Source organism: Luteimonas pelagia (assembly GCF_054776035.1).
Genome location: NZ_BAAHCG010000001.1, coordinates 110,300 through 130,728 on the forward strand (window position 1 = coordinate 110,300; position 20,429 = coordinate 130,728).

Here is a 20,429-nt window from a genome sequence, read left to right on the forward strand (position 1 = left end):
CCCCAATGCGCAGGCACATCAGGAATCCGTGGGTCTGGCTGTTCGCCATCCTCGCGCTGCTGGCGTGGTTGCTCTGGCCACGCCCGGTCGCCTCGCCCGGCCCGCCCATGGCCCGCCCCCCGCCCACGCAGGCCATCGGTGCCGCGGAAGGTGCGCGCGCGCCGACCGCGCGGCCGGCGTCCCTGCCAGCATTCCTGCCAGCGGAGGCGGCACCGGTGGTCGCGCGGATCCTGTCGGGCGCGCCGCATCCACACCCGCAGGACGGCGGCACCTTCCACAACCGCGAACGCCGGCTGCCGGACCGCCCCCGCGGCCATTACCGCGAATACACCGTCCCGACCCCCGGCCTCGACCACCGCGGCACGCGTCGAATCGTGACCGGTGGCCACCCGCCCGTCGACTGGTACTACACCGACGACCATTACCGACGCTTCCGCGAATTCGAGGTCGCCGAATGAGTGCGTCAGGCTTCGACGCCGGCCTGGCCGATGCCGCCGCGTCGGGGGTCTACTTCGCGGCGCCCGGCGACCTGGACGCGCTCGGCGCGGCCGCGCGCGACGCCGGCCTCGTCGTCCGCCGCGTGGACCTGCGGGATTGCCGGGACCGGCGCACGCTGCTCATGCGCTTCAACGTCGCCCTCGACACGCCGCGCGGACGCGGGGGTAACTGGGATGCATTGCTGGACGACCTGCGCGACCTCGCGTGGCTGCCACCGGGCACGGGACACGTCCTGCTGCTCGAGGACGCGGGCGACCTGCGCGAAGCCGACGCGCCCGCGCTCGCCACGCTCCTCTCGGTGCTGGAGGATGCGGCGGTCGATTGGCGCGATCGCGACATCCCGTTCCTCGCCATCCTGGGCGAGGCGCCGCCCGACCCGGACGGCGCGTGATCGCCAGCCGTCATCGCCCGCGGTTGGACTCCATCCACAGCCGCTCCGCGTACCAGCGGTTGCCGCTGCGCCGTGCCTGCACCCGGATCACGTCGCCCGGATCGAGGTTGCGGGCGGGATAGCTCCGGCCCTGCCAGCGGATCGTCGCGTTCTGCGCGTAGTGGACGTCGCCGCCTCGGCCGTAGCCACCACCATCGATCCGGATCACGCGCGCGTTGCGATCGACGAACACCACGCGGCCGCGAAGTTCCATCAGCTCGTCGGAGGGGCCCGGATAGTAGGGGTCCGGGGCGTACCCGCCGGGCGCATGGCCGCCGGGATAGCCATAGCCACCGGGATACCCACCGGGATATCCGCCCTCGCGCACGTTGCGCAGGACCTCGATCCGCCGCGCCCACAGCCGGCCACCATTGCTCGAGCCTTCGACGCGGATGACATCTCCGCGCTCGAGACCCTCGACCGGATACTGGCGTCCCTGGTAGGCGAGCAGCGTCCGGCCGTCGTACTGGACCGCCACCTGGCCACCCCGGCCGCCGTATCCGTCGTCGCGCGCCAGCACGATGCGATTGGAGCCGCGGTCGACGCCGATGACCGTACCGACCACGACCTGCGCATGGGCCCCGCCGTACGGGGCGCCCCCGTAGCCACCCTGCCCCGGGTAGCCGCCATAGCCGCCGGGGTAGCCGTAGGTCGCGCAGCCGCCGAGCGCCACCAGGCATGCCGCCATGAGCGGAAGCCGGGCCAGGCGGGCGAATCGGCGGGGGTGGGCCTCCGCGGCGCGGGGGCGACGGGATTCGGTGGGCAGGTGCAGTGTCATGGCGGCATCCTCGGTTCGAGTGACGGGGCCGGGCCCCGGCGGCACCGGACATCTTCGCCACCCCGATCGTGAATGGGCGGTTGATCGCCGCGGGCAGCGTCGAAACGCTTCAGGCGCGCTTCACGCCGTCAGGAACTGCAGGACAGCATCGCGCAACCGGGTCGCGTCCTGGCCCAGTCGGGTCGGCGCCGCGCGAACGCGTCCAGCCCGGGGCGTGGTTCGTAGGGGCGGGCGAACACCGCCTGCAACTCGAGGATGCCCTCCATGTCGCCGGCCTCGGCACGGTCGATGGCCTGCTGCAGCAACCAGTTCCTCGGCACGTAGACGGGATTGGCCCGCGCCATGCGCGCGAGCCGCGCGGCACGATCGTCCGGCCCGCCGCCCCATTCCCGCGCCCAGTCGCGCAACCACTCGTCGAACGCCGCGGCGTGCGCGTCCTGCACGACGCCGTCGGGGAAGGCATGCGCGACCGGCGCGAGCGTCGGTCGTTCGACATCCACCTGCGCCAGCGCGCCGAACCACAGGGTCATGTCCACTGCCGCCGCCTGCATCAGGGGCAGCAGCCGGTCCATCAGGGCGAGCGACGCGTCGCCGGGGTCGAGCCCGAGCTTGTCGCCCGCGTGGCGGCGCGTTTCCCCGTCGAGCACGTCGACGTACCGCTGGAGCCCGGCCTGCAGCGGCGCGGGGTCTTCGAACAGGGGCGACAGCGCCTGCGCCAGGCGCGCGAGGTTCCAGCCCGCGACGCGCGGCTGCCAGCCGAACCGGTAGCGGCGCCCGTGCGCATCCGTCGTGTTGGGGGTCCAGTCCGGGTCGTAGTCCTCGATCCAGCCGAACGGACCGTAGTCGATCGTCAGCCCGAGGATCGACATGTTGTCGGTGTTCAGCACGCCATGCACGAACCCCACGCGCATCCAGTGCGCCACCACCACGGCGGTCCTCCCGCACACCTCCGCGAACCAGGCGGCATGCAGCCCGGTGCCCATCCCCTGCAATCCGGGGAAGTCCCGGTCGATGCAGAAGTCGACGAGTGCGCGCAACAGGCCCTCGTCGCCACGAGACGCCGGCAGCTCGAACGTGCCGAAGCGGATGAAAGACGGCGCGGCCCGGCAGACGACGGCGCCCGGTTCCAGGCGCGGACGCCCGTCGTAGAACATGTCGCGCTCGACGCGCTCGCCGGTCCCGACCAGGCTCAACGCGCGCGTCGTCGGCACACCCAGCGCGTGCATGGCTTCGCTGCAGAGGAACTCGCGGATCGATGAACGAAGCACCGCGCGTCCGTCCGCCTGGCGCGAGTAGGGCGTCGGCCCGGCGCCCTTGAGCTGGAGCTCCCAGCGCGACCCGTCCGTGGCGACCGCCTCGCCCAGGCCGATCGCGCGCCCGTCCCCGAGTTGCCCGGCCCAGTGGCCGAACTGGTGGCCGCCATAGTTGGCCGCGTAGGTTTCCATGCCCGGCCAGAGTGCGTTGCCCGCGAACACCCGGGCGAACGCGTCGGATGCCAGCGCCGCATCGTCGATCCCCAGGCGATCGGCCAGGTCTCGGGACACGGCGAGCGTGCGCGGCGCCTCGACCGGCGTCGGCGCGACGGGAGACCACGCCGCCCGCACCTGGCGTACGCCGGGGGCGGGTTGCGGCTCGCCGGGAAGATCCCGGATGAAGCGGTTATCGAAGCGGAGCGCCATCGGCGCATCGTGCGACCATTGGCGGCTGGATGAAAGGATGCGGAACGCTTCACGCCGCATCCACGCGCCGTTGACGGCGTCGCATGGTGCACTTGCATCGATTTGGTGGGGGCGGCGCATCCGGCACCCCCGCGGAACGTACGCGGGGGCGTGCATGGACAATGGAACAACGGACGCCGCGACCGCGGTGTCCACCGGGATCGCGGGACTGGACACCATCCTGGGTGGCGGTTTCACCGCGAGTCGCCTCTATCTGGTCGAGGGCGTGCCCGGCGCGGGCAAGACCACCCTGGCGCTGCAGTTCCTCCTCGAGGGCCGGCGCCGCGACGAGACCGTGCTGTACGTCACCCTCTCCGAGACCGAGGAGGAACTGCGCGAGGTCGCGGAATCGCACGGCTGGTCGCTCGAAGGCCTGCACATCCACGAGCTGCAGCAGGCCGGGGAGACCCTTGACCCGGACGACCAGTACACGATGTTCCACCCGTCGGAAGTGGAACTCGGCCGGACCACCCGGACCATCCTCGACGAAGTCGAGCGCCTGAAGCCGGACCGCGTGGTCTTCGACTCCCTGGCCGAACTGCGCCTGCTGTCGGGTTCGGTGCTGCGCTTCCGCCGCCAGGTGCTGGCCCTCAAGCAGTACTTCTCCGGTCGCGGCAGCACCGTGCTCCTGCTCGACGAGAGCAAGGTCGCCGAGCAGGGGCTGCACGTGCACACGATCGTCCACGGCGTGATCTCGCTCGACCAGCTCCGGCCCGAATACGGTGGCGACCGGCGCCGCCTGCGGATCAGCAAGTTCCGCGGGCGGGCGTTCCGCGGCGGCTACCACGACTACGAGATCCGCACCGGTGGCCTGGTGGTGTTCCCGCGGCTCGTCGCCGCGCACTACCGGCGCTACGGCGAGCACGAACCCGTGGGCAGCGGTTCGCCGCAACTGGACACGCTGCTCGGCGGCGGGTTGGAGCGTGGCACGAGCACGCTGATCATCGGCGCGGCCGGCACCGGCAAGTCCTCGCTCGCGACCATGGCGATGGTCGAGGCGGCCAGGCGCGGCGAGAAGTCCGCCATGTTCACCTTCGACGAAAGCGTCCGCTCGCTGCTGACGCGGTCGGAGGGCATGGGCTTCCCCGTGGAGCGGCTCATGGACGAGGACATGATCCGCGTCCAGGCGATCGATCCGGCCGAGCTGTCGCCCGGCGAGTTCATCCAGGGCATCCGCGAGGCGGTCGAACGCTTCGACGCACGCATGGTGGTGATCGACAGCCTCAACGGCTACCTCAACGCCATGCCCGAGGAGCGCTTCATGATCGTGCAGCTGCACGAAGTGCTCGCCTACCTCGGCCAGATGGGCATCCTCACCATCCTGGTCAGCGCGCAGCAGGGCCTGATCGGTCAGATGGTCGCGAACGTGGACGTGAGCTATCTCGCCGACAGCGTCATCCTGTTGCGCTACTTCGAATCGCGCGGCGCGGTGCACCAGGCGATCTCGGTGCTGAAGAAGCGCACCGGCGCGCACGAGCGCACGATCCGAGAACTCCACCTCAGCACCGGCGGGATCCAGATCGGCGAGCCCCTCTCGAACCTGCGCGGGGTGCTCACCGGCGTGCCGCACGAGCAGCTCGAGCGTGTCGAGCCGGGCAGGGACAGGGACCCGAAGTGAGCAGTTGCGCCACCACGCCCGACAGGGCCCACCGGATCCTGTTGCTGCTCTCCACGCCCAGCGACGTCGACCTGACGTGCGAGGTGCTCGGGCGGCACGACATGGCCTGCCATGCCTGTGAAGACGCCTCCGAACTGCTCAGGGAGATCGCCCGGGGCGCTGGCGCGGTCCTCCTGTCCGAGGAGGCGCTCGCCCTGGACGGCGCGCACGCGGTCCTCATCCGGGCCCTCGACGAGCAGCCGCGCTGGTCGGACCTGCCGGTCCTGGTGATGACCCGCAGCGGCGCCGACTCGGCGACCCTGGGCGACGCGGTGCGCACGCTCGGCAACGTCACCCTGCTCGAGCGGCCGGTCCGCATCGCCGCGCTGGTGACCTCGCTCCGCAGCGCGTTGCGGGCCCGCGAACGGCAGTACCAGCTGCGCGACCACATCGTCCAGCTCGAGCGCGCACGCGACGCGGAAGCCCTCGCGGCCCGGCGCAAGGACGAGTTCCTCGCGATGCTCGCCCATGAACTCCGCAACCCGCTGGCGCCGGTGCGCAATGCCCTGCACCTGCTGACCGCGGGCGCGGGCGCCGATCCCGCGCGACGGGACGAACTCCAGTCCATGATGTCGCGCCAGATCGACCACATGGTGCGGCTGGTCGACGACCTGGTCGAGGTCTCCCGCCTCTCCCACGGCACGATCCGGCTGCAGGCAAGGCGCGTCGACCTCCGCGATGCGCTGCGCAATGCCGTGGACCTGAGCCGGCCGCTGATCGACGCGGGGGGACACACCCTGTCGGTCAAGCTTCCCGAAACACCCATCCCGGTGGACGCGGACCCCGTACGGATCGCCCAGGTGTTCGGAAACCTGCTCAACAACGCGGCCAAGTATTCGGACAAGGCCGGCCGGATCACCCTGTCGGCCCGCCACGAGGGCGACGAGGCCGTGGTCTCGGTGCTCGACGAGGGCATGGGCATCGATCCCGAGGTGCTTCCGCACGTGTTCGACCTGTTCACCCAGGGGCGGCACGGCATGCCCAAGGCGCAGGATGGCCTCGGCATCGGCCTGGCGCTCGTGCGCAACCTGCTGGAAATGCATGGCGGGCGCATCGAGGCGCGCAGCGACGGATCCGGGCATGGCGCGGAATTCATCGCGCGCCTGCCCATCTCCAGCAGCGGTGCCGCCACGCCGGCCACCGAGCCCGCCGACGCGACGACGTCGGGTCGCCGCGGCCCGGGCGGCACGCGCGTGCTCGTGGTGGACGACAACGTGGATGCGGCGATGTCCCTGGCCATGGTGCTCGACTCGCTCGGGCTGGACCATCGGATCGCGCACGACGGCGACACGGCGCTGGAGACCGCCCTCGCGTATGGCCCGGACGTGGTGCTGCTCGACATCGGCATGCCCGGGATGGACGGCTACGAGGTCGCCAGGCGCCTGCGCCAGCATCCGGCGACCCGCTCGGCGCTGCTGGTCGCGGTGACCGGCTGGAACCAGGCGCAGGACCGCCAGCGCTCGCGGGCGGCGGGTTTCGACCACCATTTCGCCAAGCCCGTGGAGATCGATGCGCTGGGCGCCCTGCTCACTGACGTCGATGCCCGGCCCAGGCCCGACGATCTCCCCCGCGCGGGATGAGGTGCGTGGAACCGGCCCGCGGCTGAACGGCGGCAGCCGGCGTCAGGGCTGATTCAGAGCGTTTCACGCGTACTTCACCGCGTAGCCGCACGACGAGGTACTGCGATGAACGCCCTTTCCCGACATCCTTCCCGCATGGCGGTGGCCGTGCTGGCCACCCTCTTCTCCCTCGGAACGGCGTCGACGGCGTTCGCGCGCGACGACGATTCACGACGCTCCCATGGCGATCGCGTCGAGCGACAGCAGCGCGGCGAGGACGAGCGCGACTATCGCGCCGAGGCCCGACAGGCCGCGGCGCGCGCCAAGGCTGCGGAGGCACAGCAGCGTGCGCGTGGCCGGCAGGATGACGCGGCGCGTGCGCGGCACCGGCAACAGGCCGGGCAGGCAGAGCAACGCCAGCGGGCCGAGCGCGCGCAGCAGCAGCGGCGCGCCGAGCAGGCGCGCGATCGCCAGCACGCGCAGCGCGAGGCGCAGGCACGCCAGCAGGCCGCGCGACAGGCGCATGCCCGGGAACTGAGGCAACGCGCCGACGCGCAGGCCCGTGATCGCCGCGATGCCGCGCGCGAGCAGTCCCGCCGGATCGAAGCGCAGCGCGCCCAGCAGGAACGGCACACCCGCCGCGCGCAGGAGATGGGTGCCGCGCGCCGCGCGCAGGCCGAACGCGAGGCCCAGGCGCAACGCCGCGCACTCGCCGGGCGCGAGGCGGATCGCATCCGCGACGCGCGACGCGAAGCCGAGGACCGTGAGCGCGCCCGGGAGCGCCTGGTGGCCGAGCGGCATCGCGAGGCGCGACGGGATCGGGATCGGAATCGCCATGACGACGCCGCACGCCTTTCGCGGGAGGTCCAGCGGGAGCGGATCGAGCGGGAGCGGGACCGCGCGCGCGCCTACCACCGCCACCTGGAGCACCAGCAGTCGCTCGCCCGCCTCCGCGCCGAGCAGCTCCAGCGCGCGCGCCGGCTGGCGCAATACCGCTACCAGCAGGACTACTACGAGCGCCTGCGCCGCCAGCAGTCGCTGCTGGCCTCGCGGCAGTACGACTACTGGTCGGACCCGTACTACTACACGCCGGCGAACTACCGCTACCAGCGGGGCGGGACGTACTACAGCACCAACCGGTACGGCGCCGACCTGCTGCGCGAGGCGATCCGCCACGGCTACCGCGAAGGCATCCGCGCGGGCCGCGCGGACCGCATGGACGGCTGGCGCCCCGACTACCGGAACTCGTGGGCCTACATGGACGCGAACTACGGCTACAACGGGTACTACGTGAGCCGGTTCGACTACAACCATTACTTCCGCGAGGGCTTCCGCCGCGGCTATGACGACGGCTACTACGGGCGGTCGCGCTACGGCCGCCACCAGCAGGGGCAGTACTCGATCCTCGAGGCCATCCTGGCGGTGGTGCTGGGCCTCCAGCAGATCGGCTGACGCCGACGCCGACGCCGCGTGACCGATGACCGCCCGGCACCCGCCGGGCGGTTTTTTCTTCCTCGCCCGACCGAACCCGCGCCCGGGGGCGGATGCTCAGGGGGGTTCGGGCGCCGGCCTTGCCACCAGGAGCGCGGCGAGCGTCAGCACCGCCGCCGCCGCGAGGTAGTAGCCCACCCACTGCAACCCGTGGTGCTGCGCCAGCCAGATGGCGATGTACGGCGCCAGCGACGCCCCAAGGATGCCCGACAGGTTGAACGCCAGCGACGTGCCGCTGTAGCGCACCGGCGCCGGGAACAGTTCGGCGAGCAGCGCGCCCAGGGGGCCGTACGTGAAGCCCATCAGGCCCAGGCCGACGCACAGGAACACCAGCACGCGCGCCGGATCGCCGGCGGCGAACAGCGGTTCGAACGCGAGGCCGAACGCGATGATCCCCACGGTCACCGCGAGCATCGCGCGGCGCCGCCCGTGCCGGTCGGCCAGCCAGGCCGCCACCGGGATGGTGAGCGCGAACCCGAGCACGCCGAGCATCTGCATCCAGAGGAAGCCATCGCGCGCATAGCCCAGTTTCGACGTCCCCCAGCTCAACGCGAAGACCGTCATGAGGTAGAACAGCACGAAGGTCGCCAGCGACGCGAACGTGCCGGCGGCCAGGGCGCCCGCGTGGCGCTTCACGACCGCCGCGACCGGCTGCCGTTCGAGCGCCTGGCGCTCGAGCACGCGCCTGAACTCCGGCGTCTCGTCGATCGACAGCCGCACCCAGAGGCCGAGCACCACGAGGACCGCACTGCCGAGGAACGGCACGCGCCAGCCCCAGGCCATGAAGGCCGTCTCGTCGAGCGCGAAGTCGAGCCAGAGGAACGCGCCCGTGGCCAGCAGGAAGCCCAGCGGCGCGCCGAGTTGCGGGAACATGCCGTACCAGGTGCGCTTGCCGGGCGGCGCGTTCTCCGTGGCGAGCAGCACCGCCCCGCCCCACTCGCCGCCCAGGCCCAGGCCCTGCCCGAACCGGCAGGCCGCCAGCAGCACGGGCGCGAGCAGGCCGATGCGGTCGTAGGTCGGCAGCAGGCCGATGGCGATCGTCGACAGGCCCATCGTCAACAGGGCGGCGACCAGCGTCGCCTTGCGCCCCACGCGGTCGCCGAAGTGCCCGAACACCGCCGAGCCCAGCGGGCGGGCGAAGAAGGCCAGCGCGAAGGTCGCCAGCGACTGCAGGATCGCGGTGGAGGGATCCTGCGCCGGGAAGAACAGTGCCGGGAAGACCAGCACCGCCGCCGTTGCATAGATGTAGAAGTCGAAGAACTCGATCGTCGTGCCGACGAGGCTGGCGAACAGCACGCGCGCTGGCGAGTTCCTGGCGGTCGGTCGGTCGTTCGGTTCCATCGGCGTCCCGGGGCGGTCGATGGCCGCGGATTGTGCCAGACCGCCCGTGCCGCCCCACCCCGTAGCCACGGCCTACACGGCGCAACGTCTAGCGTTCCCCGGGCGGCGCCAAGCGCCCGGAACCCACCGTGCAGAGGACCCGATGAAGATCCAGCTCAACACCGACAACCACATCCAGGGCGATCCCTCCGTCGTGCGCCACGTCGAGGAAACGGTCGAGTCCAGCCTCGCCCGCTACGGACAGCAGGTGACCCGGATCGAAGTGCACCTTCGCGACGACAATGCCGGCAAGGCCGGTGCGCATGACAAGCACTGCCTCATCGAGGCGCGACTCGAGGGACGGCCACCGGTCACCGCGTCCGCCGACGCCGAGAGTGTCGCGGCCGCGGTCAACGCCGCCGCGAAGAAGCTCCAGCGCGTGCTCGAGAGCACGCTCGGAAAGCTCGGCTGACAGCGGGCCGCGGGAGGGCGGTGCGCACGGCGGATCCGCGACCGCCGCCGCACCGGGGCTTCACGCGGCCTCTGCATTCCCGACCAGCGCCCAAGCGGGCAAGCGCCCGCTCACGGATGGCAAACCACGGCGCTGCGACCATCGTCGCCATGGAAGGCGAACGCACATTCGAACATCCCGGCACCGCCGTCGCCGACGCGACGTGCTTCGAGCCGGTCCGGCTCAACACGCCCGTCCGGCGCGACCCGGCATGGGACGTCAGCGTCGGGAACGGGCCCGTCATCGTGACGGCCATCCACGACGGCCACGCCGTGCGCCCGTCGCTCGTCCCGTACATGGCGATCGACGAACAGCAGCGCCGGCGGGAGGAGGACCCGCTGACCGGGCTGCTGGCGTCCTCCGCCGGCGACACGCGCATCGTCGTGCGGGACTCGCGCTTCCAGGTCGACCTCAACCGCCCGCGCGAGCGCGCCGTCTCGACCAATCCCGCGGATACCTGGGGCCTGCGCGTGTGGCGGGGTCCGCTGCCGCAGAGCGAGCTCGAGGCTTCCCTGGATGGACACGACCGCTTCTACCGGATGATCGGCGAACTGGTGGACCGCGAGCTCGACCGTTGGGGCTGCCTGCTCGTGCTCGACCTGCACAGCTACAACCATCGCCGCGACGGACCGGAGGCCGCGCCCGCCGAGCCCGGCGACAACCCCGACATCGACCTCGGTGTGACCACGCTCGACCACGGGACGTGGGGCGACGTGCTCGCGACGCTGCGCGATTCGCTGCGGCGCATCCGGATCGACGGTCGCCACCTCGACGTCCGCGACAACGTCCGCTATCCCGACGGCGGCCACTTCCCGGAATGGCTCCACGCGACCTACGGCAAGGCCGTGTGCACGGTCACGCTCGAGTTCAAGAAGATCTTCATGGACGAGTGGTCGTCGCACGCCGATCTGGCGGCAGTGGATGCCCTGCGTTGTGGCCTGCGCACGGCGGTGGAGGCGGTGCGTCCCGAATTCCTGGCATGCCGGTGACGGTCGAGGCGCCGACGCGACGCCTGCCACCGGTCGCCGCCCGGGTGGACGCGGCGTTGTGTGAACTCGACGCACGCATCGACTGGCTGCTCGCCCTGTCACCGCTGGACAACGACGGGATGTGGGCGGAGTTCGACGCGGGGGGGCGGCGCGAGGAGCCACCCCTCAGCTACATCGACCTGGACCTCGACCTGAAGCGCGAGCGCAGGCGGCTGCTCGACCTGCCGATCGAGGAGATCGAGTCGCCGCTGTTGTCCGGCCTGCTGGCGGAGAAGCAGCGCGAGCTCGATCGCCAGATCGAACTCGTGCGCCTGCGCGGCACCGACGGCTTCCTCAACGCAAGCCTGGACCTGTTCGGCGGCGTTGAACCGTCCCTGCACCACCTGGCGGAGACCATCCTGCGCGACGTGCCGGCCAGCGCGCCCCTCGAGGCGGACGCCGGCATCGACGAGGTCATGGCGGCGGTCGACGCCGAACTGGCGTGGTACCGCGGGGAATGCGGCGAGTTCGGCTGCGAGGTGGTCGTGGACACGGACCTGTCCTCGATGATGATGGTGTCGCACGGCACCTTCTACGTCGACGGCGACATCCGGATCCCCCACGCACGCGTGCAGCCGCTGGTCCAGCACGAGATCGGCACGCACGTCGTGACGCGCCACAACGGGCTGCGCCAGCCCCTCAGGCAGCTCGCCGTGGGCCTGGCGCATTACGACCCGCTGCAGGAGGGGCTCGGTGTGCTCGCCGAGTACCTCGCCGGCTGCCTGCCCGGCGCGCGGCTGCGCATCCTCGCCGCGCGCGTGCTCGCCGCGGAGATGGCGATCCAGGGCGAGCGCGTCCCCGCGATCTTCGACGCGCTGCACGAAAGCCACGGCCTGCCGACCGACGACGCGTTCGACGTCGCGGTGCGCGCGCGCCGCGGCGGCGGGCTCACCAAGGACGCCGTCTACCTCGACGGCCTGCGGGAACTCGTCCAGTACCTCGCCGACGGCGGGGCGCTCGAGCCGCTCTTCCGCGGGAAGTTCGCCCTCTCCCACCTGAGCGTGCTCGACTGGTTGCAGGACGAGGGCTGGGTCGCGCCCCCTGCGCTGCTCCCCCGCTACACCCGATCCGATGGCTTCGACGACCGGCTCGAGCGCATGCGCGCAGTGCCGGTCGAGCGCTTCTTCCACCCCCTTCCCGACCGGAGCGCGCCCGCCAGGGCCGCCCGCACGCAGCAGGAGTCCGCGATCCAATGAGCAGGCGCATCAAGATCGGCTTCGTCGTCAACGACATGGCCACTGAGAAGGACAACTACACGACGATCCGCCTGGCCCGCACGGCGGCCGGCCGCGGACACGAGGTGGCGATCATCGGCCTGGGCGGCTTCATCTACGACGCGAACGGCGTCGTGCGCGCCAAGGCGCACGTGCCCAGGGAGACCGAGTACGCGGACGACGCGGCGCTGCTCAAGGAGCTGCAGGGCGAGGACGCCGACGTCCACCGCATCAACGTCGAGGAACTGGACGTGCTCATGCTGCGCAGCGACCCGGCCGAGGAACTCGAGGACCGTCCGTGGGCACCCAACAGCGGGTTGCTGTTCGCGCAGCTGGCCGCCCTCAAGCACGTGATCGTGCTCAACGACCCCACCCACCTCACCGACGCGTCGAACAAGACCTACTTCCAGCATTTCCCGGAAGAGGTCCGCCCGGTGACGTGCATCAGCCTGGATCCGGACGAGCTCAAGTCGTTCATCCAGGCCCATGACGGCTACGGCGTGATCAAGCCGCTGCAGGGCTCCGGCGGGCAGAGTGTGTTCGTGGTGACGCCCGACGGCGGCGCCAACCTCAACCAGATGATCGAGGCGGTCACCCGCGATGGCTACGCGATCGCGCAGGAGTACCTGCCCAAGGCCGCGGATGGCGACCTGCGACTGCTCACGCTCAACGGCAGGCCGCTCGAGGTCGACGGGCGCTACGCCTGCTTCCGCCGCTACAACGACAGCGGCGACGCGCGCAGCAACATCACCGCGGGCGGAAAGGTGGAGATGGCCGAGCCGGACGCGGATGCGCTGCGCCTGGCGGCGATCGTCGCGCCGAAGCTCATCCGCGACGGCATGTATCTCGCGGGGCTGGACATCGTCGGGGACAAGCTGATGGAGATCAACGTGGACACGCCGGGCGGCATCAACATGGCCGAGGAACTGACCGGCGTGGATTTCAGCGGCCACATCATCTCGGACCTGGAGCGCAAGGTCGGGCTGCGCGACCAGTACAACCGCACGCTGAGCAACGTCGAACTCGCCATGATGTGACTGCGATGGACACCGACGGCAAGGACAGGAACGAACTCGCCCGGAATCGCACCGGGCTGGCCGAGGACCGCACCATCCTCGCCAACGAGCGCACCTATGCCGGGTGGATGCGCACGGGCCTGGGCTGCATCGGCGTCGGGCTCGGCTTCCGCGCGCTCCTGCGCACGTTCGAACCGGCCTGGCTGGCCAAGTCGATCGCCACCCTGTTCATCCTGGCGGGCGTGGCGATCATCTGGCTCGCGTGGCGCCGTGCCTGCGGCGTGCTCCGGCGCCTCGACGTGCACGAAGTCGACACCCTGCCCCTCGCCGGGATGCGGTGGTTGTCCTACGGGCTGATCGCCTCGGCGCTGGCGTTGGCGGGCGTGCTCTGGATGCTCTAGCGCCCCGCGGGGCGCGCATCCGCCGGGCCACGGGCGACGGTACGTGGGCGGCAAGCGCCGATAGCGCCGATCCTGCGACGCGGTTTGCTTCTGCCGACGCGGTTTCCTAGGGTGGTCCGTTCACTGCGCGCGGCGCGAATGGACGCTGCGCGTGTATCCGCACCCGTCATTCGCAGCAGAGAGGTCCCCATGGAAATCAGCACCGGCCGTGTCGCCACGATCCACTACACCCTGACCGACGACGATGGCCAGGTGATCGACAAGTCGCGCCCCGAGGCGCCACTGAGCTACCTGCATGGCGCGGGCAACATCGTGCCGGGCCTGGAGAAGGCCCTGGACGGCAAGCAGGCCGGCGACAGTGTGAAGGCCGACGTCGCGCCCGAGCAGGGCTACGGCCCGCGCCACGACGGCCTGGTGCAGAAGGTGCCGCGCGGCGCGTTCCCCGCCGATGCCACCGTCGAGCAGGGAAGCCGCTTCGAGGCGCGCACCGAGCGCGGCCCGTTGGTCGTGACCGTGACCGACATCGGCGACGAGCACGTCACGGTCGACGGCAACCACCCCCTGGCCGGCAAGACGCTGCATTTCGCGGTCGATGTGGCCGAGGTCCGCGAGGCGACCGACGACGAGCGCCAGCAGGGTCACGTGGCCACCGCCGCCTGATCCGTGCCACGGGGGCGCCGTCGCGCCCCCTCGCGGATCAGCGCCTCGCTGCCTCGCGCTGCGCCTGCAGCGTCCGGCCGAGGCGCGCGAACACCGGTTCGAGCATCGTCCTCGCTTCCCCCGACAGGTCTGCCGGCGGCCGCAACCGGTCCAACCGGCCGGACGGCAGCGGGTCGCCACGCCAGCCGAACGCGATGCGGTTGCTCTGGCGTCGTTCCGACAGCACCACCATCCGCTCGCCGAACGCCTCGCGGAGGCGGCCGACGTGTCCGTCCGCATCGTCGCCGTAGAGGTTGAACGAGGCGGCCCCGCCTTCGGCCAACGCATCGCGGCAGGCGCGGTACCAGCCGGTGGTCGACAGGGCCGCGGGGATGCCCGACGCGTCGTAGGCATCCACCAGCAGCAGGTCGTAGGCGCCGCGGCGCGTGGGCAGGACGCGCACGGCGTCGTCGACCCGCACCTGGAACCGCGCGTCGTCCGCAGGGATGCGGAAGCGATCGCGCAGCGCGACGACTCGCGGGTCCACCTCGATCGCCTCGATCCGCGCCGCCGGCAGTTCGCGATGGCAGAACTTGGCCTGCGAGCCGCCCCCCAGCCCCACGATCCCGATCGACGCGGGACGCGGCTGGAACAGCAGCACGCCCATCATCGTGCGCGTGTAGTCGATCAGCAGCCGATCGGGATGCGAGGTCAGCATCCGGCTCTGGGACACGCCGCGCGCGAACTGGAGCTCCGTCGTGTTCCAGCGGCGGCGCACCATGGGCACCTGCGCGCCATCGGCACCGCGCCACCATCTCGCCAGCCACGCCAGCCAGCCGCCGCCCCGCCCATCGTCCTGTCCGCTGCCCGCCATCCGATCCTCCCGCGCCCGGCCGGCGGCGAGCCTAGCGCACCGCGGTGCCTGCGACCCGGCCCGCACACGGTTCCGTCACGCCCGCGTGCGTGAGGCTGCGGCTTCCGATCCCCGGACCCGGGCATGCCCGACGACCCCACCCACCTGGTCCACGACTGCCTGATCGTCGGCGCCGGTCCCGCCGGCCTGACCGCCGCCACCTACCTGGCGCGCTTCCGCCGCGACGTGGTGGTGGTGGACGCGGGCGGCAGCCGGGCCCGCTGGATCCCCGCCAGCCACAACTGCCCCGGTTTCCCCTTCGGCGTCGCGGGCAACGAGCTGCTGGCGCGGTTCCGCACCCATGCGGAGGAATACGGTGTCCGCCCCGTCGAAGGCCGCATCGACACGCTGGAGCGGGATGAGTCGGGCTTCGCGGCAAGCGCCGGGATGAAACGCTGGCGCGCGCGCCACGTCATCCTGGCCACCGGCGTGGTGGACCGGCTCCCGTCGATCGAGGGCGTCGAGGACGCGATCGCCTCCGGGGCCGTCCGGCTCTGCGCGGTCTGCGATGGCTACGAGGCACGGGACGACGTGATCGGCGTGCTGGCGCCCGCGCGCGAGGCCGTGGCGCACGCCGCGTTCCTGCGCACGTTCTCGCGACGCGTCGTCGCGCTCGACACCGGCGACGACCCGGCGGCGAGCGCGGACCCGGACGTGGCCCGGCGCGCCCGGTCCGCGGAGGTCGTGCTCCACCCCCCGCCGCAGCGGATCGCGCTCGAGGACGGCGCGTGCGTCGTCGAATCGAGCGAGGGCCGCATGCGGCTCGACACCCTCTACCCCGTGCTGGGCTCGGACGCGCAATCGGGCCTGGCGCTGGCGCTCGGGGCGGCCTGCGACCACAACGGCGAACTGGTGGTGGACGCGCACCTGCACACGACGGTGGACGGCCTCTACGCGATCGGCGACGTGGTCAGCGCGCTCAACCAGATCAGCGTGGCGGTCGGCCATGCCGCGATCGCCGCCACCGCAGTGCACCGGAGGCTACCGCCGAACCCGCGCTGACCCCGGGAGGACGTCGCCTCCGCCGGCCACTGACCGGTTGCAGCGGCCGGATGCGTTTTCCGGCCAGATGGGGGAAGCAGGGGCCAACCAGCGCGCGGGCACGCGCGGCGCGACACCGCGCCGTGGCACGGACCCGTCCGCGCCGCGCACCCGGCTCGCCGATGCCGGCAACCTGCCGGCGGCCGTGTTCCCCCTGCGCATGCTGGGCATGGGACTGGCCGGCCTGCCCATCGCGGCCGTGCTGTTCGAGGTGGGCGCCGGCTGGCCGTCCTGGGCGTGCCTGGCGTTCACCGCGCTGGCGTGGCCCCACGTGGCGCGCTGGCGCGCGACGACGGCCGCGGACCCCTACCGGGCGGAACTGGTCAACCTGCTGGTCGACTCCGCGATCGCCGGGTTATGGGTGCCGCTGATGCACTTCAACCTGCTGCCCAGCGTGCTGATCGCCACGCTCGCCACGGTCGACAAGATCAATACCGGCGTACGCGGACTCTGGTGGCGCTCCCTGCCCTGGCTGCTCGGGGCGCTGGCGCTGGGCGCGGCGGCGACGGGCTTCGCGTTCGCCCCGGCGACCGGCATGGCGGTCGTGCTCGCCTGCATGCCGCTGCTGCTGATCCACACCATCGCCGTCAGCCTCAACGGCTACCGGCTGGTCCGCACGGTGAAGCGGCAGAACCGGCAGCTCGATGCCCTGCACCGCACCGACCGGCTGACCGGACTGCACAGCCGCGACCACTGGGAGCTCGAGGCGGCCGCGCTGCTGGAGCGCAGCCGCCTCCCCGGCTACCACGCCAGCCTGCTGATCTTCGACGTCGACCGCTTCAAGGAAACAAACGACCGCTGCGGCCACGCGGCGGGCGACGAGCTGCTGCGCCGCGTCGGCGAGGTGCTCCGCCGGCACGCCGGTGCCGGCCATGCCGGCCGGTGGGGCGGCGACGAGTTCGTCGTGGCGTTGCCGGTCGATGGCGGCACCGCGCAGGGCATGGCCGAACGCATCCTCCGCGAGGTCCGCGCGCTGTCACGGCCGGCCGCGGACGCGCCGCCGTGCACCCTGAGCGTGGGCATCGCCGATGCCGCCGGGGTGGAGGACCTGCGAACGTGGTTGATCCTGGCCGACCGTGCGCTCTACAGCGCCAAGCACGCCGGCCGCGACCGCGCCGCGCGCGCGGACGTGGCCGAACCCGCGGAAGCCTGACGGGTCCGCCCGGACACGCGGCACCTCAGCGCAGCTGGCTGTCCTTGCTGCCGCGGCGATTGACGCCGCCGCCCGTGCCCGCCTCGCGGTCGATCAGTTCCTGGCACGCCACGCACAGCCGGACGCCCGGCACGGCACGCCGGCGGGCCTCCGGGATCGGCGCATCGCACTCCTCGCAGCGAGACCGCCCCGGCCCCTTGCTGAGCTGGCTGCGTGCGCGCTTGACCGCGTCCTCCACGGTCGCGTCGATCTGGTCCTGCACGGCGCCGTCGCCGGCCCAACCCGTGGCCATGTGGGGTCTCCGGTGGTTCGGAGCGCCGATTATCGCGCCCCTGCGAACGCAGGGCATGAACCCGGGCGTGCAGCCGGCCTCAGCGACGCGCGGACGCGAAGAACATCAGGTAGACCAGCCGCCCGTCCTGCAACGACGAACCGAACGCCTCGCCGGCGGTGTGCCACAGCCAGGGCCGCAGCAGGATGAGCCGGTTGAAGCGCATCGGCACCCGCATGGTCATTTCCCACTTGCTCTCGTCGACCGTGTCGCGGTCGAGGATGCGGGCCACCATCTCCTTCGCCGTCGGGTACCCATGCGCCTGCGCCTCGCGGTCGTCGAACGGTGCGCGCTCCGTGCCCGTGGGCAGGTGGCGGAAGAACTCGGTCCCGCCGCGGCAGTCCTCCGGGCGGCTCAGGTAGAGGATGCCCGACCAGTGCGCGGTATCGACGTGCACCTTCGCGCGCCCCGTGTCGCCGGCAAGCGCGATCCGGCACTTGCCGTGCGCCTGTGGCGGCGGCATCGGCACGACCGGTTCGCCGACGAGCTCGGAAACCCGCTGGCCAAGCCCCTCCAGCTGGATCCGCTGCACGGAATTGCGGCCCGGGAACATGTTGTCGCCGCCGCCCGGGTAGTCCAGGCGGAGGGCGGCTTCGCGCAGCTGCGCGGCGTCGTCGAAGAAGTCGTCGACGATGACCAGGGACGTCGGCATGGCGGGAGCCTACGGGCCCCGCTGGCCGCGGGCAAGGCACGACGGCGCGTCGTGATCAGCCCGCCGCGGGAAACACCCGGTTCCTGCCCGCCTGCTTCGCGCGGTACATGGCGGCATCGGCCTTCCTGAGCAGCGTCTCGGCGTCGGTGCCATTGGCCGGGGCGGCGGCGATCCCGGCGGAGAACGTCAGCGGGCCGCCGCCCTCGCGCGACGCCGACGTCCGGTGCGACAACGCTTCGCGCAACGCGTCGACGCGCTCGAGGGCCACGTCGGCGGGCATCCCGGGCAGGAGCAGGACGAACTCCTCGCCACCGAACCGGCAGGCGACGTCGGCGCCCCGCACGCCCTCGCACAACACGGTCGCGACCGTCCGGAGGGCGCGATCCCCGGCGGCGTGTCCATGGGTGTCGTTGAACTGCTTGAAGTTGTCCACGTCGAGGACGGCCAGCGACAGTGGCTCGCCGCCGCGCAGGCTGCGCTCGAGCTCGCGCGCCAGGGTCTCCTCGAGGTACCGCCGGTTGTGCAGCCCCGTGAGCGCGTCGCGGATCGACTGGTAGCGGAGGGTCTCGCGCAGCTGGAGGTTGGCGATCGCCATCCCGAGCTGTTCGGCGACGAGCCGGGCGCTGGCGTGGTCGCGATCGGAGATCGGTCCCCGCGGCCCCTCCCCGAACTGCGCGAGCTGGAGGATGCCGAGCATCTCGCCATGCGCCGCCAGGGGCAGGCAGAGGCTGCGGCGCACCGGGTGCTGGATCGCGAGCGTGTGTGCACAGGCGATGTCGTCCCCGAGTCCGTCATAGAACATCGCGCGGCCGGACCGCAGGGCGCGGCACTGCTGCGGGTCGATCTGCGCCGGCGAGTCCTCGGGCCATCGCCACGACGTGACCCGCTCGGCAAGCGTCCGTGACGCGCGGGTCCGGTAGATCGCGCCCGCGGCATGGGGGAAAAGCAACCGGCAGGCGCTTTCCACCACCTGGTAAAGCTCTTCCGGCGAATCCGACTCCGCCAGCAGTGCCTGGTGGCGCTGGATCGCTTCGCTGCGCCGGCGGCGGTCCGCGATCTCGGAGGCCATGCGGTTGAACGCGACCGCGAGCTGGCCGATCTCGTCGTCCCGCAATACGCGCGCGCGCCGCTCGAGGTCGCCGGCGGCGACACGCGTGGCCGCCTTGGCCACCGCCTCGATGCCGCGACGTGCGTCGTAGAGCAGGAACCAGGTCACCGCCAGCCCGATCAGCACCGCGAAGATGGGTGCCAGCAGCACCAGCCAACGCGCGTTCTGGGCGTGGACCTGTTCGTCCGCGTGGCGATCGGCCAGCTCCGCCATCTCCTCCTCGAGCGCCGTGTCCACCGCCCACCGCACTTCGGCCAGCATCGTCCGTCCCCGCGCGCCACCGAGCGTCTCGCGGATCGCCTGGTCGTCGGCGTCCACCTCCGCCGCGACCGCCAGGATCTCCGTCGCCACCCCGGGCGTGCCCGCTTCCAGCGCGGCGGCCGCGCGCAGCAGGCGCGCACGCCGCGTACTGTCCTCGGGGAACCGGGCCGCGACGGCCCGCAGCAGCGGTGCCCGGTCGCCGTCGGCGTCCGCGGTCCTCCCGATCGCCAGGGTCCGCAGCTCGGCAGGCGCCCTGGGTGGCGCTTCCAGCCGTCGCGCGACCAGGGGTTCGGCGAACGTGCCGCGCCAACGCAGGAACTCGGCGTGCACCGCCCGCAACCTGGACAGGTGCCCCGGCTCTCCGGACTCCGTGATGGCAAGGCGCGCCATTGCATTGTCCAGGACCCGCGGGGCGGTCACGTAGGGACGCAGCACGCCGTCGTCCCCCGTCAGCATGTAGCCCCGGAACGCGGACTCGGCCTCGAGCATCGTGCCGAGCAGGACGTGCCGCAGCCGCACCGCCTCGCTCGCCTCGGCGGTCGCGTCGGCACCGAGCCGGAGCACGCGCAGCGCGTCGGCCACGTACATCGACGACATGACGGCGATCGCCATGGGCACCACGAATGCATACAGCAACTGGTGTCGCAGGGGCACGCGCCGCCACCATCGGGTGGCGGGCGGAAGCCGGCCACCGCCGACCGGGGGAGCCG

21 protein-coding genes are annotated in these 20,429 nt (G+C 72.0%); 13 read left to right on the top strand and 8 right to left on the bottom strand.

What is annotated here, in order from left to right; genetic code table 11:
- The first annotated feature begins 5 nt into the window (after nt 1-5).
- Nucleotides 6-458 carry a guanyl-specific ribonuclease gene (locus tag ACYU7H_RS00495; RefSeq protein ID WP_460811606.1) on the top strand — a complete coding sequence of 151 codons (453 nt, stop codon included), beginning with the start codon at nt 6-8 and terminating at the stop codon, nt 456-458.
- Nucleotides 455-889, top strand: a complete 435-nt coding sequence (locus ACYU7H_RS00500) for a barstar family protein (protein ID WP_460811607.1) — start codon at nt 455-457, stop codon at nt 887-889. The genes ACYU7H_RS00495 and ACYU7H_RS00500 overlap by 4 nt, the downstream gene beginning before the upstream one ends.
- Before the next feature lie 10 nt (nt 890-899).
- Here the strand turns inward: ACYU7H_RS00500 and ACYU7H_RS00505 are convergent, their stop codons facing one another.
- A complete protein-coding gene (locus ACYU7H_RS00505; RefSeq protein WP_460811609.1) occupies nt 900-1,706 on the bottom strand; it encodes a DUF5666 domain-containing protein in 807 nt (268 codons plus the stop codon).
- Between the two features lie 128 nt (nt 1,707-1,834).
- Nucleotides 1,835-3,385: a protein adenylyltransferase SelO gene (locus tag ACYU7H_RS00510; protein ID WP_460811610.1), complete on the bottom strand. Its 1,551-nt coding sequence runs from the start codon at nt 3,383-3,385 to the stop codon at nt 1,835-1,837.
- 154 nt (nt 3,386-3,539) lie between these two features.
- On the opposite strand from ACYU7H_RS00510, the gene ACYU7H_RS00515 reads away from it, so the two are divergent.
- Both ACYU7H_RS00515 and ACYU7H_RS00520 read left to right on the top strand, forming a co-directional pair.
- Nucleotides 3,540-5,042 (top strand): ATPase domain-containing protein, encoded by a 1,503-nt coding sequence (locus ACYU7H_RS00515; protein WP_460811612.1) that lies wholly within the window; start codon nt 3,540-3,542, stop codon nt 5,040-5,042.
- Complete coding sequence (locus tag ACYU7H_RS00520) at nt 5,039-6,661, top strand: ATP-binding response regulator (RefSeq protein ID WP_460811614.1); 1,623 nt, start codon at nt 5,039-5,041, stop codon at nt 6,659-6,661. The genes ACYU7H_RS00515 and ACYU7H_RS00520 overlap by 4 nt, the downstream gene beginning before the upstream one ends.
- Nucleotides 6,662-6,868: 207 nt before the next feature.
- Here the strand turns inward: ACYU7H_RS00520 and ACYU7H_RS00525 are convergent, their stop codons facing one another.
- The gene (locus ACYU7H_RS00525; RefSeq protein ID WP_460811615.1) at nt 6,869-7,441 is read right to left on the bottom strand and encodes a hypothetical protein; all 573 of its coding nucleotides are present in this window, start codon (nt 7,439-7,441) and stop codon (nt 6,869-6,871) included.
- On the opposite strand from ACYU7H_RS00525, the gene ACYU7H_RS00530 reads away from it, so the two are divergent.
- Nucleotides 7,427-8,092 carry a hypothetical protein gene (locus ACYU7H_RS00530; protein WP_460811617.1) on the top strand — a complete coding sequence of 222 codons (666 nt, stop codon included), beginning with the start codon at nt 7,427-7,429 and terminating at the stop codon, nt 8,090-8,092. The two genes, ACYU7H_RS00525 and ACYU7H_RS00530, sit on opposite strands and share 15 nt — an antisense overlap.
- Nucleotides 8,093-8,188: 96 nt before the next feature.
- Here ACYU7H_RS00530 and ACYU7H_RS00535 read toward each other — a convergent pair whose 3' ends face one another.
- Nucleotides 8,189-9,472, bottom strand: a complete 1,284-nt coding sequence (locus ACYU7H_RS00535) for an MFS transporter (protein WP_460811619.1) — start codon at nt 9,470-9,472, stop codon at nt 8,189-8,191.
- Between the two features lie 142 nt (nt 9,473-9,614).
- Here ACYU7H_RS00535 and ACYU7H_RS00540 point away from each other — a divergent pair, with 142 nt between their 5' ends.
- The 6 genes from ACYU7H_RS00540 (at nt 9,615) to ACYU7H_RS00565 (ending at nt 14,281) form a co-directional block, all read left to right on the top strand.
- Entirely contained in the window at nt 9,615-9,923 is a 309-nt protein-coding gene (locus ACYU7H_RS00540) for an HPF/RaiA family ribosome-associated protein (protein WP_460811620.1), read from the top strand.
- A 149-nt stretch (nt 9,924-10,072) separates the two neighbouring features.
- A complete protein-coding gene (locus tag ACYU7H_RS00545; protein WP_460811622.1) occupies nt 10,073-10,951 on the top strand; it encodes an N-formylglutamate amidohydrolase in 879 nt (292 codons plus the stop codon).
- Nucleotides 10,942-12,186, top strand: a complete 1,245-nt coding sequence (locus tag ACYU7H_RS00550) for a flavohemoglobin expression-modulating QEGLA motif protein (protein ID WP_460811624.1) — start codon at nt 10,942-10,944, stop codon at nt 12,184-12,186. The genes ACYU7H_RS00545 and ACYU7H_RS00550 overlap by 10 nt, the downstream gene beginning before the upstream one ends.
- Nucleotides 12,183-13,241 (top strand): ATP-grasp domain-containing protein, encoded by a 1,059-nt coding sequence (locus ACYU7H_RS00555; RefSeq protein ID WP_460811625.1) that lies wholly within the window; start codon nt 12,183-12,185, stop codon nt 13,239-13,241. Before ACYU7H_RS00550 ends, ACYU7H_RS00555 begins: the two co-directional genes overlap by 4 nt.
- A 5-nt stretch (nt 13,242-13,246) precedes the next feature.
- Nucleotides 13,247-13,621: a YidH family protein gene (locus tag ACYU7H_RS00560; RefSeq protein ID WP_460811627.1), complete on the top strand. Its 375-nt coding sequence runs from the start codon at nt 13,247-13,249 to the stop codon at nt 13,619-13,621.
- Between the two features lie 189 nt (nt 13,622-13,810).
- Complete coding sequence (locus ACYU7H_RS00565) at nt 13,811-14,281, top strand: FKBP-type peptidyl-prolyl cis-trans isomerase (RefSeq protein WP_460811629.1); 471 nt, start codon at nt 13,811-13,813, stop codon at nt 14,279-14,281.
- Between the two features lie 37 nt (nt 14,282-14,318).
- On the opposite strand, the gene ACYU7H_RS00570 is transcribed toward ACYU7H_RS00565, so the two are convergent.
- The gene (locus ACYU7H_RS00570) at nt 14,319-15,134 is read right to left on the bottom strand and encodes a class I SAM-dependent methyltransferase (protein ID WP_460811630.1); all 816 of its coding nucleotides are present in this window, start codon (nt 15,132-15,134) and stop codon (nt 14,319-14,321) included.
- Between the two features lie 123 nt (nt 15,135-15,257).
- On the opposite strand from ACYU7H_RS00570, the gene ACYU7H_RS00575 reads away from it, so the two are divergent.
- Together ACYU7H_RS00575 and ACYU7H_RS00580 are read left to right on the top strand one after the other, a co-directional pair.
- Entirely contained in the window at nt 15,258-16,175 is a 918-nt protein-coding gene (locus tag ACYU7H_RS00575; protein WP_460811632.1) for an NAD(P)/FAD-dependent oxidoreductase, read from the top strand.
- A gap of 67 nt (nt 16,176-16,242) precedes the next feature.
- Nucleotides 16,243-17,367, top strand: a complete 1,125-nt coding sequence (locus ACYU7H_RS00580; protein ID WP_460811634.1) for a diguanylate cyclase domain-containing protein — start codon at nt 16,243-16,245, stop codon at nt 17,365-17,367.
- Nucleotides 17,368-17,392: 25 nt separating this feature from the next.
- Here ACYU7H_RS00580 and ACYU7H_RS00585 read toward each other — a convergent pair whose 3' ends face one another.
- From ACYU7H_RS00585 to ACYU7H_RS00595, 3 genes are all read right to left on the bottom strand, one after another.
- Nucleotides 17,393-17,659, bottom strand: a complete 267-nt coding sequence (locus tag ACYU7H_RS00585; RefSeq protein WP_460811636.1) for a DksA/TraR family C4-type zinc finger protein — start codon at nt 17,657-17,659, stop codon at nt 17,393-17,395.
- A gap of 79 nt (nt 17,660-17,738) precedes the next feature.
- A complete protein-coding gene (locus ACYU7H_RS00590; protein ID WP_460811638.1) occupies nt 17,739-18,350 on the bottom strand; it encodes a DUF6445 family protein in 612 nt (203 codons plus the stop codon).
- A gap of 55 nt (nt 18,351-18,405) precedes the next feature.
- Nucleotides 18,406-20,373: a diguanylate cyclase gene (locus tag ACYU7H_RS00595; protein ID WP_460811640.1), complete on the bottom strand. Its 1,968-nt coding sequence runs from the start codon at nt 20,371-20,373 to the stop codon at nt 18,406-18,408.
- Nucleotides 20,374-20,429 lie beyond the last annotated feature (56 nt).